General features: G+C 68.0%; 12 protein-coding genes. 7 read left to right on the forward strand and 5 right to left on the reverse strand.

Features of this window, described 5'->3' with window-relative positions; translation table 11 throughout:
* Positions 1-12: 12 nt before the first annotated feature.
* The 6 genes from rplU to ACWW1C_RS07840 all read left to right on the forward strand — a co-directional run bounded on the left by rplU (position 13) and on the right by ACWW1C_RS07840 (position 5,394).
* Positions 13-336: a 50S ribosomal protein L21 gene (rplU, locus tag ACWW1C_RS07815; RefSeq protein ID WP_020102181.1), complete on the forward strand. Its 324-nt coding sequence runs from the start codon at positions 13-15 to the stop codon at positions 334-336.
* 18 nt (positions 337-354) lie between these two features.
* Positions 355-612: a 50S ribosomal protein L27 gene (gene rpmA / locus ACWW1C_RS07820; protein ID WP_455982900.1), complete on the forward strand. Its 258-nt coding sequence runs from the start codon at positions 355-357 to the stop codon at positions 610-612.
* Between the two features lie 134 nt (positions 613-746).
* Positions 747-2,207: a GTPase ObgE gene (obgE, locus tag ACWW1C_RS07825; protein ID WP_455982901.1), complete on the forward strand. Its 1,461-nt coding sequence runs from the start codon at positions 747-749 to the stop codon at positions 2,205-2,207.
* A 17-nt stretch (positions 2,208-2,224) separates the two neighbouring features.
* Positions 2,225-3,328, forward strand: coding sequence for a glutamate 5-kinase (gene proB / locus ACWW1C_RS07830; RefSeq protein WP_455984191.1), 1,104 nt, complete (start codon positions 2,225-2,227; stop codon positions 3,326-3,328).
* 130 nt (positions 3,329-3,458) lie between these two features.
* A complete protein-coding gene (locus ACWW1C_RS07835) occupies positions 3,459-4,082 on the forward strand; it encodes a PIG-L deacetylase family protein (RefSeq protein ID WP_043394250.1) in 624 nt (207 codons plus the stop codon).
* Between the two features lie 4 nt (positions 4,083-4,086).
* Positions 4,087-5,394: a protoporphyrinogen/coproporphyrinogen oxidase gene (locus ACWW1C_RS07840; RefSeq protein ID WP_455982902.1), complete on the forward strand. Its 1,308-nt coding sequence runs from the start codon at positions 4,087-4,089 to the stop codon at positions 5,392-5,394.
* Here ACWW1C_RS07840 and ACWW1C_RS07845 read toward each other — a convergent pair.
* The gene (locus ACWW1C_RS07845; RefSeq protein WP_455982903.1) at positions 5,370-6,209 is read right to left on the reverse strand and encodes an NAD-dependent protein deacetylase; all 840 of its coding nucleotides are present in this window, start codon (positions 6,207-6,209) and stop codon (positions 5,370-5,372) included. The genes ACWW1C_RS07840 and ACWW1C_RS07845 overlap by 25 nt on opposite strands.
* A gap of 82 nt (positions 6,210-6,291) precedes the next feature.
* Between ACWW1C_RS07845 and ACWW1C_RS07850 the strand changes: the two genes are divergently transcribed.
* A complete protein-coding gene (locus ACWW1C_RS07850) occupies positions 6,292-8,334 on the forward strand; it encodes an NAD(+) synthase (RefSeq protein ID WP_455982904.1) in 2,043 nt (680 codons plus the stop codon).
* Between the two features lie 27 nt (positions 8,335-8,361).
* Here the strand turns inward: ACWW1C_RS07850 and ACWW1C_RS07855 are convergent, their stop codons facing one another.
* The 4 genes from ACWW1C_RS07855 to ACWW1C_RS07870 all read right to left on the reverse strand — a co-directional run bounded on the left by ACWW1C_RS07855 (position 8,362) and on the right by ACWW1C_RS07870 (position 13,510).
* Complete coding sequence (locus ACWW1C_RS07855) at positions 8,362-9,960, reverse strand: DUF222 domain-containing protein (RefSeq protein ID WP_455982905.1); 1,599 nt, start codon at positions 9,958-9,960, stop codon at positions 8,362-8,364.
* Between the two features lie 95 nt (positions 9,961-10,055).
* Entirely contained in the window at positions 10,056-11,195 is a 1,140-nt protein-coding gene (locus ACWW1C_RS07860) for a DUF2306 domain-containing protein (RefSeq protein WP_455982906.1), read from the reverse strand.
* A gap of 136 nt (positions 11,196-11,331) precedes the next feature.
* A complete protein-coding gene (locus tag ACWW1C_RS07865) occupies positions 11,332-12,582 on the reverse strand; it encodes a cytochrome P450 (protein ID WP_455982907.1) in 1,251 nt (416 codons plus the stop codon).
* Between the two features lie 88 nt (positions 12,583-12,670).
* The gene (locus ACWW1C_RS07870; protein WP_455984192.1) at positions 12,671-13,510 is read right to left on the reverse strand and encodes a PfkB family carbohydrate kinase; all 840 of its coding nucleotides are present in this window, start codon (positions 13,508-13,510) and stop codon (positions 12,671-12,673) included.
* Positions 13,511-13,574: the final 64 nt, after the last annotated feature.

The raw sequence follows: 13,574 nt of genomic DNA on the forward strand, positions 1-13,574 counted from the left end.
GGAACACCAACGATGGCAGCCGATAACGCCACGTACGCAATCGTCAAGACTGGTGGCAAGCAGTACAAGGTTGCCGTCGGTGACGTGGTCAAGATCGAGAAGCTCGACGCTGAGCAGGGCGCCTCGGTGTCGCTGCCCGTCGCTCTCGTGGTCGAGGGTGCGAAGGTCACCACCAGTGCTGACGCGCTGGCCAAGGTTGCCGTCACCGGTGAGGTGCTCGAGCACACCAAGGGCCCGAAGATCCGTATCCACAAGTTCAAGAACAAGACCGGCTACCACAAGCGCCAGGGCCACCGTCAGCAGCTGACGGTCGTCAAGGTCACCGGCATCAAGTAAGTAAGGGAGCGAACAGACATGGCACATAAAAAGGGCGCGTCCAGCTCTCGCAACGGTCGCGATTCAGCCGCCCAGCGGCTCGGCGTCAAGCGCTTCGGCGGCCAGGTCGTCAAGGCCGGCGAGATCCTCGTCCGTCAGCGCGGCACTCACTTCCACCCGGGCGTGAACGTCGGTCGCGGTGGCGACGACACCCTGTTCGCCACGGCCGCCGGCTCGGTGCTCTTCGGCGCCAAGCGCGGTCGCAAGACGGTCAACATCGTCCCGGTCGAGGCCTAACCTTTTCCACGAGGTGTGAAGCTGCCACGAGGTTTCGCCTCGTGGCAGCTTTTCTTTTTCCCTGGCGACAGGGAAGTGTTCCTGGGGCGAGCGAAGCGACGGGGACTTGGTTCGTGTGAGGGAGAGGACGTCAGATGGCACCCCGGTTCGTTGACCGTGTGGTGATCCACGCGCGCGCCGGTAACGGCGGCAATGGCTGTGCGTCGGTACATCGGGAAAAATTCAAGCCGCTCGGTGGGCCTGACGGCGGTAACGGCGGCAAGGGCGGCAGCATCGTTCTGGTCGTCGATCCGCAGGTGCACACGCTGCTGGACTTCCACTTCCGCCCGCACGTCGACGCCCCGTCCGGCAAGCCCGGCGCGGGCAGTAACCGCGACGGCGCTGCCGGTACCGACCTCGAGGTCCACGTGCCCGACGGCACCGTCGTGCTCGATGATCAGGGCCGCATGCTGGCCGACCTGGTCGGTGCCGGAACCCGGTTCGAGGCGGCCGCAGGTGGTCGCGGCGGGCTGGGCAACGCCGCACTGGCGTCGCGGGCGCGCAAGGCGCCGGGTTTCGCGTTGCTGGGGGAGAAGGGCGAGATCCGCGACCTGACCCTCGAACTCAAGACGGTTGCCGATGTCGGCCTGGTCGGTTTCCCGTCGGCCGGCAAATCGTCTCTGGTGTCGGCCATTTCGGCCGCCAAGCCGAAGATCGCGGACTACCCGTTCACCACTCTGGTGCCCAACCTCGGTGTGGTCTCGGCGGGCGACAACACCTTCACTGTCGCCGACGTCCCGGGCCTGATTCCGGGTGCCTCTGAGGGCCGCGGCCTGGGCCTCGACTTCTTGCGGCACATCGAACGTTGCGCCGTGCTGGTCCACGTCGTCGACTGCGCCACCCTGGAGCCGGGCCGTGACCCGATCTCCGACATCGATGCGCTCGAGGCCGAGTTGGCCGCGTATACGCCGACGCTGCAAGGGGATACGACCCTCGGTGACCTCGCCGAGCGGCCCCGAGCGGTGCTGCTCAACAAGATCGACGTGCCCGACGCCCGGGAACTCGCGGACTTTGTCAAGGAAGAGGTGGCCGCCAAGTACGGCTGGCCCGTCTACGAAATCTCGACCGTCAGCCGAGATGGCTTGCGCCCGTTGACGTTCGCGCTGTGGGACATGGTTGCGGCGTATCGTGCCGCGCAGCCGGTGGTGGCACCGCGCCGGCCGATCATTCGGCCGATCGCGGTCAACGAGACCGGCTTCACCGTCGAGTCGGATGGCTCCGGTGGCTTCATCGTGCGCGGCACCCGGCCGGAACGCTGGATCGCCCAGACGGCGTTCGACAACGACGAAGCGGTCGGCTACCTCGGTGACCGGCTGGCGCGCCTGGGCGTCGAAGACGAGCTGTTGAAGAAGGGTGCCCGCGCGGGCTGTGCGGTGACCATCGGTGACGTCACCTTCGACTGGGAGCCGCAGACGCCCGCGGGTGTGGACACGCAGATGTCCGGTCGCGGTACCGACCTCCGTCTGGAGCAGACCGATCGCATCGGCGCCGCGGAACGTAAGGCGGCCCGTAAAGAACGCCGTCGGTCAGCGGAGGATCCAGAGGACGAGTCGTGACGCAGAGCCCCGACGCGGTGCCCTCGGCGCACCGCGAGGCGGTGCGCACCGCGCGCAGCGTCGTCGTCAAGATCGGGACCACTGCGCTCACCGCGCCCAACGGCATGTTCGACGCCGGCCGGCTGGCGACGCTCGCCGATGCCATCGAGAAGCGCATGAAGGCCGGGTCGGATGTCGTGATCGTCTCGTCCGGCGCCATCGCCGCCGGTATCGAGCCGCTCGGCCTCACCAGGCGCCCGACCGACCTCGCCACCAAGCAGGCCGCGGCCAGCGTGGGCCAGGTGGCCCTGGTCAACTCGTGGAGTGCGGCATTCGGACGGTACGACCGGACTGTCGGGCAGGTGCTGCTGACCGCGCACGACATCGCGCAACGGGCGCAGCACAACAACGCTCAGCGCACGCTGGACCGGCTGCGCGCGCTGCACGCGGTGGCGATCGTGAACGAGAACGACACGGTGGCCACCAACGAGATCCGATTCGGCGACAACGACCGGCTGTCGGCCCTGGTGGCGCAGCTGGTCGGCGCCGACGCGCTGATCCTGCTTAGCGATATCGACGGCCTCTACGACGCCGATCCCCGTAAGGGCAACGCACGCTTCATCCCAGAAGTCGCCGCGTCGGGCGACCTCGACGGGGTGTCGGCGACGGGCGGCAGTCACCTGGGCACGGGCGGGATGGCATCCAAGCTGTCGTCGGCACTGCTGGCCGCGGATGCCGGCGTCCCGGTGCTGCTGGCCGCGGCCAGGGACGCGGCTGCCGCGCTGGCCGACGCCTCGGTGGGCACGGTCTTCGCCGCGCGTCCCGAGCGCATGTCGGCGCGACGGTTCTGGGTGCGCTACGCGGCGGAGACGACAGGGACCCTCACCCTCGATGCCGGTGCGGTACAGGCTGTCGTCCGGCAAAGAAAATCCTTGCTGCCCGCCGGGATCACCGCGGTCGCGGGCCGCTTTCACGGCGGCGACGTCGTCGAGCTGCACGGTCCCGACGGCAACGCGGTGGCGCGCGGCGTCGTGGCCTACGACGATGCCGAGCTCGCGGGCATCATCGGCCGGTCCACGCCCGAACTACCGGTGGAGCTGCGCCGACCTGCGGTGCACGCCGATGACCTGGTAGCAATTTGACGTCGACTTTGTGTGTATTTGGCTAGAATCAGTGCCTCATTCAATGTTTTCCCTGCTGGAGAAGGCCGACCTATTAAATTAGGGTTATGCTGCCTTCGACACGCACGCAGCAAACAGAATTGAGGGGGCGATGGCGAGACAGTCGGTGCTGGCGGTCGGCGCGCATCCCGATGACATCGAACTCGGCTGCGGCGGCGCGCTGGCAAAGCACGTAGCGGCCGGCGACCGGGTCACCATGCTGGTGGTGACGCGCGGCGAGGAGGGGCCGGGTGACTCCCAGGAGCGGGTGCGCGAGCAACTCCGCGCGGTGGAGGTGCTGGGCGTCCACGAGCTGCTGTGGGGACAGGGTTTCGGCGACTGCCGCGTTTCGCTGCAGGAGTTCGAACTGGTCCACCTGATCGAAGACGCCATCGAAAAGTCTGCTGCCACAATCGTTTACACCCACACTGCCAATGACAGCCACCAGGACCATCGGGTGGTTTCCCGATGCACCCTCGGTGCCGCGCGGTGGGTGTCGTCGATCATGACGTACGGCGGGCCGTCGGCCATCGGCTTCAATCCGACCGCGTTCGTCGACATCTCCGACTCGCTGGACAAGAAGATCGAAGCCCTGATGTCACACGTGTCGCAGGCCGAGGCCAGCGAGAAGGTCAGCGCCTCCTGGGTGCGCAGTTCCGCTGAGCACTACGGTTTCCTGTGCCGCCGCACGTTCGCCGAAGGATTCGAGCCGGCCCGACTGGTCGTCGATTTCTGACCCAGTGCCGACCTTTCTCATAGTCGGGGCCGGTCCGACGGGGCTGGGCGCTGCCGTCCGGCTGACCGAACTCGGGATCGACCATGTGGTGGTGGACGCCGGCGATCAAGTCGGTGGCATGGCCACGTCGGTACGCGACGCACACGGTTTCACCTGGGATCTTGGCGGCCACGTGCTGCACAGCCACTTCGCGGAATTCGACCGGGCGGTCGACGCCTCCGGCGTGAAGATGAACGACGTCGCCCGCAACGGCTGGGTGTGGCTGGACGGCAGCGGGCCGCATGCCCTGGTGCCCACGCCCATCCAGCAGCAACTCACCGAGATGCCGACCGACCTGTACCCGGACGCGCCGCTGCACAACCTCGCCGACTATTACCGGAACAATTTCGGTGGCAAACTTTTTGACGAGTTTTTCGGGCCCTACAACTACAAGATGTGGACGGTCTCACTCGACCAGATCGACTACGAATGGACGTCGTTGCGCAGCGGTAGCGCCGCGCCGAACGTGCCGCGTCTCGGTCTGGCGGGCTCGGCGAGCGGACCCGCGGGCAGCTTCCCGTATCCGATCGGCGGCACCGGCGCGCTGTGGCAGGGCGTCCACGACCAGATGCTGGCGCCCGGCACGGTGCGCCTGGGCACCCGCGTGGTCGACATCGATGTGGCCCGCCGGATCGCCACGCTGGACGACGGATCGACCGTGGCGTATGACCACTGCGTCAGCTCGGCGCCGCTGACGACGGCCTGGCGCTGGCTCGGTGGCGCCGGCGCCGAGGGGACGGCCGAGCGAAACACCCTGTGCGCCAGCCGTATTTACGCGGTGGGCCTGGGCTATCGCGGTCCCGCACCGGAGGCACTGGCCGACAAGACGTGGCTGTACTGCCCGGACCCCGCAGTGCCGTGGTACCGGGCCACGGTGCTGAACAACTACGACCCCGCCAACGCCGGCGACGGCCGCTGGAACGTGTTGTGCGAGGTGCCGCTGTTGCCGGGACAACCGCTGACCGCCGACGACGCCGTGCGGCGCACCGAGGAATCACTGCGGGCGCTGGGTGCCGAGTCCGAGTACGTCGTGAGCCGCTTCGTGCGGGAGGTGCCGATGGGTTACCCGGTGCCGACGCTGGGCCGTGACGACATCGTGCGGACCATCGACGAGCGGCTGCGTGCGCACGGTCTCTACAGCCGTGGCCGGTTCGGTGGGTGGCGCTACGAGTCGTCGAACCAGGACTACGGCTACATGCAGGGCAGGGAGGCCGTGGACAACGCGTTGTCCGGTACGCCCGAGGACGTCTATTGGCATCCGGACAGGTTCTGAGCCGCCAATTCGCCGACCAGTAGGGCGAGGATTTCCGAACAGCCGCTGTCGATCTTGACCGTGGCCAGGTCGTCGCCGCGGGTGTGGCCGCGGTTGATGATCGCGACGGGCTTGCCGGCGGCGGCCGCGTGCCGGACGAAGCGGTAGCCGGAGTACACCGTCAGCGACGATCCCGCGACCAACAGCGCGTCGGCCTCGTCGACCAGGGAGCACGCCTGCCGCACGCGGTCCTTCGGCACGCTGTCGCCGAAGTACACGATGTCCGGTTTGAGGATGCCGGCGCAGATGGGGCAATCCAGGTATCGAAACGTGGTGGTGTCTTCGACGACGGCGTCGGCGTCGGGTGCCACGCCGATGCTGCCGACTTCGGCCCGTGCGGTGAAGCCGGGATTGAGCCGTTCCAGCTCCTCGGCCAGCGCGGCGCGCGTCATGGTGTGCCCGCAGTCGAGGCAGACGACCTGCGCGTAGGTGCCGTGCAAGTTCACCACGGTCCGCGAGCCGGCTTTGGTGTGCAGGAGGTCGACGTTCTGGGTGATGACGCCGGTGACCAGACCCGCGCGTTCCAGCGCGGCCACGGCGCGGTGGCCCGCGTTGGGCCGGCGGCCGGCCATGTGCCGCCAGCCGATGTGGTTGCGGGCCCAGTACCGCTGCCGGAAGGCCGGGCCGGACAGGAACTGCTGGATGGTCATCGGATTGCTCGGCGGCGAGTCCGGCCCGCGGTAGTCGGGGATGCCCGAGTCGGTGGAGATACCGGCGCCGGTCAGCACGACGAGACGCCGGTCGGCCAACAGGTTGACCAGTTCAGGAGCCTGCACGTCATCGAGGGTAGGCCGTCGGCCGGGTGGCGCGACGTGACGGCACGTCCATCGTGCGTCGGAGCGGTGCAACAATCAGACGGTGGACTTCTACTCCGCCTACCGGCACGGGTTCGTCCGGGTGGCCGCATGCACGCACCACACCGCGCTCGCGGACCCCGCGGCCAACGCCGCGTCGGTGCTGAGCCTGGCCCGTGACTGCCACGATGAGGCCGTGGCGTTGGCGGTGTTCCCGGAGCTGACGCTGTCGGGGTACTCGATCGAGGACATCCTGCTGTCGGACACACTGCTCGAGTCGGTGACCGAGGCGCTGGCGTCGATCGTCGAGGCCTCGGCGGACCTGCTGCCGGTGCTGGTGGTCGGCGCGCCGCTGCGCCACCGGCACCGTATCTACAACACGGCGGTGGTGATCCACCGCGGCTCGATCCTCGGTGTGGTGCCCAAGTCGTATCTGCCGACCTATCGCGAGTTCTATGAATCGCGTCAGGTGGCGGCCGGTGGCGACATCGAGGGGACGATCCGGCTGGGTGGGGCCGACGTGCCGTTCGGCAGTGATCTGCTGTTCGCCGCCGCCGATCTGCCGAACTTCGTGCTGCACGTGGAGATCTGCGAAGACATGTGGGTACCGGTCCCGCCGAGTGCGACAGCCGCGCTGGCCGGTGCGACGGTGCTGGCGAACCTGTCGGGCAGCCCGATCACCATCGGCCGGGCCGACGACCGCAAGCTGCTGGCCCGCTCGGCGTCGTCGCGGTGCCTGGCGGCGTATGTGTATGCGGCTGCGGGGGAGGGCGAGTCGACGACGGATCTGGCGTGGGACGGCCAGACCATGATCTACGAAAACGGTGTGCTGCTGGCCGAATCCGAGCGTTTCCCGCGCGGCGAGCGACGCTCGGTCGCTGACGTCGACACCGAGCTGCTGGCCGCCGAACGGTTGCGAATGGGGACATTCGACGACAACCGGCGCCAGTTCGCGGACCGAACTTCGGACTTCCGGCGCATCGAATTCCTGCTCTCGCCGCCGGCGGGCGATATCGGCCTGCTCCGCGAGGTCGAGCGGTTCCCGTTCGTGCCGGCGGATCCTGCGCGGCTGCAACAGGATTGCTACGAGGCTTACAACATCCAGGTGTCCGGTCTCGAGCAGCGGCTGCGTGCGCTGAATTTCCCGACCGTGGTGATCGGCGTGTCCGGCGGGCTGGATTCCACGCACGCGCTGATCGTCGCGGCCAAGGCGATGGACCGTGAGGGTCGGCCGCGTAGCGACATCCTGGCCTTCACGATGCCGGGTTTCGCGACCGGTGACCGCACCAAGAACAACGCCACCGCCCTGGCCAAGGCGCTCGGAGTCACGTTCTCCGAGTTGGATATTCGTGACACCGCCCGGCTGATGCTCGCCGAGATGGGGCACCCGTTCGCGCGCGGTGAGGCGGTGTACGACGTGACGTTCGAGAACGTGCAGGCGGGGCTGCGGACCGACTTCCTGTTCCGGCTGGCCAACCAGCGCGGCGGCATCGTGCTGGGCACCGGCGACCTGTCCGAGCTCGGCCTGGGCTGGTCCACCTACGGCGTCGGCGATCAGATGTCGCACTACAACGTCAATGGTGGAGTGCCGAAAACCCTGATCCAGCACCTGATCCGGTGGGTGATCGCCTCGGGTCAGTTCAACGACGACGTCAACGACGTTTTGCAGTCGGTGCTGGACACCGAGATCACCCCGGAATTGGTCCCGGCAGCCGACGGTGAGGCAGTCCAGAGCAGCCAGGCCAAGGTGGGACCGTATGCGCTGCAGGATTTTTCGCTGTTCCAGGTGTTGCGGTACGGCTTCCGGCCGTCGAAGATCGCGTTCCTGTCCTGGCACGCCTGGCGTGACGTCGACGCCGGTGACTGGCCGGCGGGCTTCCCGGACGACGAGCATGTGGCCTACTCGCTGGCCGACATCCGGCACTGGCTGAAAGTCTTCGTCCAGCGGTTCTACTCATTCAGCCAGTTCAAGCGATCGGCGTTGCCCAACGGCCCGAAGGTATCTGCCGGCGGTGCACTGTCGCCTCGCGGGGACTGGCGCGCACCGTCGGACATGTCGGCGCGCATCTGGCTCGACGAGATCGAGCGCAACATTCCGGAGCCCTGAACGGGTCGTTCAGGCGCACCCCCGGTTTCAGAACGGTGGGGAGCTGTCGCCGTAGATGAGTTGTTGGGCGAGTTGAAGTTTGGCCTCTGACGTCGATGCGGACTCCAGTAGTTCGGCCCAGTTGAGTTCGCGTTCGTGCCGGGTATGTCGAGTGCGGTCGTCGATGCGGCTGCGCCGGCGGGTGGGCATCATGAGGTCGCGGCCGGGTTGGTCGCTGGTGGTCGTCGCGGCCGATGGTGGTGGCGCCGGCGGTGGTGACTGTTCGGGGAAGTGTTTGTCGGGGAACAGGATTCGGCTACCGGGCATCGTGGTGTAGGTGTGTCCGGTGGGTGCGGTCCAGACGATGGTGCCGTCGGGGTTCTGGCGGGTGTGCCATCCGGTCGGGCCGGTATAGAACGTCTTGACCAGGTGGTGCTTGCGGCACTTCGGGGTGAGGTTGCCCGGATGGGTCGCTCCGGCCGGCCACGCGATGGTGTGGTCGAGGTCGGAGTCGACGGCGGGGTGGTCGCAGCCGGGGTGCATGCAGGTGATGTCCCGCATCCGCACGTAGTGGTCGAGCGCGGCCGAGGGCCGGTACTGCGGTTGCCCGCCGACCGGAACCTGTGGCGCAGTAACCGTTTTCACGGTGGCGCCGCGGGCGGCGAGGTCTGCCAGCAGCACAGCGGGGACTACGGGCCCGTCCGGCAGGTACCCGACCGCCTTCTGGTCGACGACGGGTGGGGGTTCGGGCGTCGGCGCCAGCGCGTCGGCGACGGGGGTGTCGGCCGTGACCGGGGGCGTGACCTCGGGGGCGTCGAGTAGTGGGTCGCTGACTGGTTCGGGCGCAGCCTCGGCCAGCACATGGATGATGACCGCCGCGGCGCGCGGATCGGCACCGGCGGCCGGACAGTCGGGCCGGCCGCAGTGGCACGGGAGGCGGTCGCCGCGGGCGGCCAGGACGCCCATCGCGTCGGAGCGGCGCTGGGCGAGGCTGCGGGGGTCGTCGGGGCAGACCTCGTGGGCCATGGCGGTGAGGGTGCGCTTGAGTAGTGCGGCGTCGGTGGCCCGTAGCAGGGCCCACACGGTGGTGACTCCTGCCGGGTCGCCGGGCTTGCCGAACTCGACGTCGCGCCCGCGGACGGCGTTGCGGGAACGACGGACGGCGGCGGGGTCGAACTTTTCGATCCAACTGTCGATCTGCCGAATGGTGTCGGCCTTCGACAACGGTTCCCATTTGTGAGCAGAGCCCGCCATGGCGATGTCGATGAGGGTGAGTGTGGCGGGGTCTTGCACGTGTTCGGTGTGCCAGCAGATCTGCGTGACCAACCCGAGGGACAACTCTCCCGCGGCGAGCAGGGCGCCCACTTCGGGGAGGCGGTCACGCAATGCCAAAGCGAGTTGCATCTGGTTGGCGGCTTGCCATCGATTGATGGTGAGGGCAGCGCCGATCTCGCTTGCGGCGGCATCCCAGCCGTCGCACGCCCAGAGGTCGCGGTCTTCGTAGTCGGTGCAGCGGCGGTGGGTGAGTTCGGCGATGGCGGCCAGGCGGCGGGCCGCATGCTGGGCTTCGGTGCGGGCGGCGCCGGTCATCATGTCGACCAGGGAAGCGTCGTCGGCTTCCTTGGTTTCCACCACCGGTTCGAACATAGTTTCGATTCTAACGACGTCTACTGACTCAAAGTTGGTGGTAGGCGCCGATTGTGGATGAATCGCGTTCTGTGGATAACTTGCCCGGCGGGCGCTCAGGCGACGGCGAGCACGTTCGGCTCATCAAGGTCGTCGTCGGTCCGGCGCCGAGCCCGCGCCGCCGCGTGCACGACGAGTGCGAAGCTGACGGTGATCGGGATGACCGGGCCGTCCATGCCGCCGGCGAGGACGGCGTCGGCTGTGGTGAAGACCGGCGGCACGATCTGTGCGTACAAGCTCGCAGCGGTCGGCGCGGCGGCGAAACCCCAGAGGAGCCAGCGCCACTGTCGTTCTCGCACTGTGTCACCCGCGGCACGGGCGCGGACGATCCCGCGTGCGGCAAGTGCGATGGTGATCCAGGCCGGCACCAGGTGAAAGAGCGCGAGGCTGTGCGGGATCGGCGCGGGTAGCCGGAGCACCAGGCCGGCGTATGTCAGGGAGCCGACTACGGCCACTGCGACCGCAGCGCCATAGGTCCACGTCGGAACGGCACCGACGCTCGCGTCCACCCTCGGGCGCTGCGTCAGCATGAATGCGAACACGGCGCTGCCGGGCGCGATGACGCCGAGGGCGATGGAGCCCACACCGATGTTGGTCAGCAGATCGTGCTGTGGGATCAGTGGCTGTATCCCGATCCAGATCACCCGTAGCAACGGCGCCGTCATCATCAGGGCGATGCCATAGGTCATCCAGGCCTGGTGCGTGATCACGTCGCGACGGCGGATTGCGTAAACCGCGTACCAGGCGCTGCCGAGCGTGCCGATTGCCAAGGCGCGCAACTGTGTTTCGAACGCCGGGCCGATGAAGTGCTGAGCGGGTGGCGTGACGTACAGGAACACCAAGGCTGTCAGCATGCTGACGGACATCAGCGTGAGATAGCTGCGGCCGATCCACCGGTGCACCGTCGGCCGGCGGGTGCGCAACCGCGACGAGAACTGAAACAGCCCCAGCGTCAAGGCAAGTCCGGCGAGCGTCGTGTGGACCATGAGGACCACGCGATGTTCGGCATAGGCGTCATGACGGACCGATTCGACCGACCCGTCGCCGACGGCATAGCCGTGGCCGTTGAGGGCCGTGTTGACGGCGTCCTGCCAGCGCGCGATACCGGGGGCGAAAAGTGGCCAGGTGTAGTTGAGTGCGAGCGGCACATAGAATGCGGCGATGGCGACGGTGAGCGCGAAGAATCTCCGCGACACCGCGATTCCTTTGTGGCCGTCCATTTGAATGTCAGATTCTAGGGCCACCCCCGACCAACCTGCAGTATTTGCTGAACCTGAACGAGTGTGCGGGTTTCGGAGTGTTCGGGGGTGGCTGCGCGCGCCTGCACCTCGCTCAGGACGCCGCCCGCCATGACTGATCGACGCGGTCGAAAGCGATGGGCAGGGTGAGCGGTCCGCTCAGACCCATCAACGGCTTCCACGGCGCCGGCCCGGTGAGCCGGGCGTTGGGCATGCGCTGGGTCATCAGACTGAGCGCTTCGGCCAGTTCCATCTTGGCCAGATGCACGCCCAGGCAGTAGTGCATCCCGGCGCCGAAGGTCTGCATCGCCGGCGCGTCCTGGCGGGTGATGTCGAGGCGGTCGGGGTCGGCGTAGACGGCGGGGTCGCGGTTGGCCGCGCCGGTGTTCACCTGAAGGAAAGTTCCTGCGGGGAAAAGCATTCCGGCCAGTTCGACGTCCTCGCGGGCCATCCGCAGCGAGCTGATGACGATCGGGGAGTGCCGCATGGTCTCTTCGACAGCGCGGCCGGCCAGGTCGGGGTGGGCGCCCAGCAAGGCCCACTGGTCGGGGTGTTCGCACAGGACCTGGACCGAAGCGGCGACCTGGTTTCGGGTCGTGTCGGTACCGGCGGCCAGCAGACCGGTGGAGAGCATCCGAAGCTCGTCGGCGCTGAGTCGGTCACCGTCCTCTTCGGCGCGGATGAGGTCGGAGAGGAGGTCGTCGGTGAGGTGGTCGTGGCGGCGGCCGACCATGTCGTCGATGTAGTCGTCGAGGGCCTGCCAGGCGGTCAGGATCGCGCTCTCATTCTCGGCGACATGCCAGTCGAAGGCTTGCATGAAGTCGTCGACCCAGATCGACAACTGTTCCCAGTCCTCGGCCGGGGCGCCGAGCAACGCGCAGATGACCGGCGTGGGGTACTGGCGCGCGATATCGGTCACCACGTCGCAGTGGCCGCGCGCCACCTGCCGGTCGATCAGACCGCTGACGACGTCGACCACCGTGGTGCGCAAGCGTTCGATGGCGCGGCGGCCGAAGGCCGTCGCAATCAGGCGACGCAAGCGGGTGTGCTCGGGTCCATCGATACTGATGATCGACGAGCTGACCCGGTCCCACACCGGACCTGACGTGATGCCCTGGGCGACGAGGAACATGCCCTGAGGAATCCGGAATCGCGGGTCCCGCAGTACCTCGTGCGCGAGGTCGTAGGTCAGCACCTCCGGTCCATGTGGCCCCATGGCGATCGGGGATTGCGCGCGCGCCGGTCCGAGGATCGCCTGCGCTTCGTCCGGGCCCCGTGCGGCCGAATAGTCGATTGTCGGGAGCGCGACGTCGAAGACGCTCGGCATACCGCTTGCGCTGGTCATGCATTGACTATCCGGCGTTGTGGGCGGCAGATCATCGGCCAAGTGGCGTAGATCTGCGCGTCAAATACGTACGCCGTGGGCCGGCCCTTCAGTCGGCCGATCCGAGCGCATCCTCGATGGCCTCGTCGTACGGTGCGCAGTTGCCCGCGCCGGCGGTCAGGGTGGCGAGCGCGCCGCCCGTCACGGCGCGCAGGAGGGCACGATCCGGGTCCGCCCGCCAGCCCGCGGCCAGGACGCCGGCGAAGACGTCACCGGCGCCCGTGGTGTCGATCGCCTCGACCTCGGGTGCCGGGACGTGCGTCTCGCCGTCGGGGGTCCGGAGCAGAGCGCCTCGGGCGCCCTGGGTGACCACGAGATGTGCGACGGGCCAATGCCATTGGGCTGCTTCGGTTTGGTTGACGATCACCACGTCGGTGACGGCGGCCAGCGCGGCGAGCGCGTCTGGATCGGCGCCGAGAGGCGAGGCGTTGAGCACCACCGTGGCGTCGCCGTCCTTGGCCAGCCGCGCTGCCGCCAACGCGGTGGACGCGGGGATCTCCAACTGCAGCAACAGCACGTCGCAGTCGGCGACCACGGCGCGAACGTGAGCCGAATCGAGGGTCAGGTGCGCATTGGCGCCGGGCGCCACGACGATCATGTTCTCGGTCGGGTTGTCGGGGCTGCTGCCGACCATGATTGCCGCGGTACCGCTCGGGACCGGCAGGCTCACTGTTCCGACCAGGCCGACACCGTTGTCCTGCAGGTGCTTTCGCAACGCCGAGCCGGTGGCGTCGGCCCCGAGCGCGGCGACCAGCTGGACGTCGGCACCCGCGCGGGCCGCGGCGACGGCCTGATTGCCGCCCTTGCCGCCGGGCTCCGAATGCAGCGCTGACGCCAGCACCGTCTGCCCGGGTTCCGGGAGGTTGGCCACGCCGAACACCAGGTCCATGTTGACGCTGCCAACCACAGTGATCCGAGTCACCCGGCCACGGTAGCCCCGACCGGGCTCGAGC

It is taken from the genome of Mycobacterium sp. HM-7 (assembly GCF_053852335.1).

Excerpts from the sequence above, each read along its gene's own strand:
- obgE (WP_455982901.1), top strand. The coding sequence starts at position 747 with ATGGCACCCCGGTTCGTTGACCGTGTGGTGATCCACGCGCGCGCCGGT.
- ACWW1C_RS07835 (WP_043394250.1), top strand. The coding sequence starts at position 3,459 with ATGGCGAGACAGTCGGTGCTGGCGGTCGGCGCGCATCCCGATGACATC.
- rplU (WP_020102181.1), top strand. The coding sequence starts at position 13 with ATGGCAGCCGATAACGCCACGTACGCAATCGTCAAGACTGGTGGCAAG.
- ACWW1C_RS07865 (WP_455982907.1), bottom strand. The coding sequence starts at position 12,582 with ATGACCAGCGCAAGCGGTATGCCGAGCGTCTTCGACGTCGCGCTCCCG.
- rpmA (WP_455982900.1), top strand. The coding sequence starts at position 355 with ATGGCACATAAAAAGGGCGCGTCCAGCTCTCGCAACGGTCGCGATTCA.
- ACWW1C_RS07870 (WP_455984192.1), bottom strand. The coding sequence starts at position 13,510 with ATGGACCTGGTGTTCGGCGTGGCCAACCTCCCGGAACCCGGGCAGACG.
- ACWW1C_RS07855 (WP_455982905.1), bottom strand. The coding sequence starts at position 9,960 with ATGTTCGAACCGGTGGTGGAAACCAAGGAAGCCGACGACGCTTCCCTG.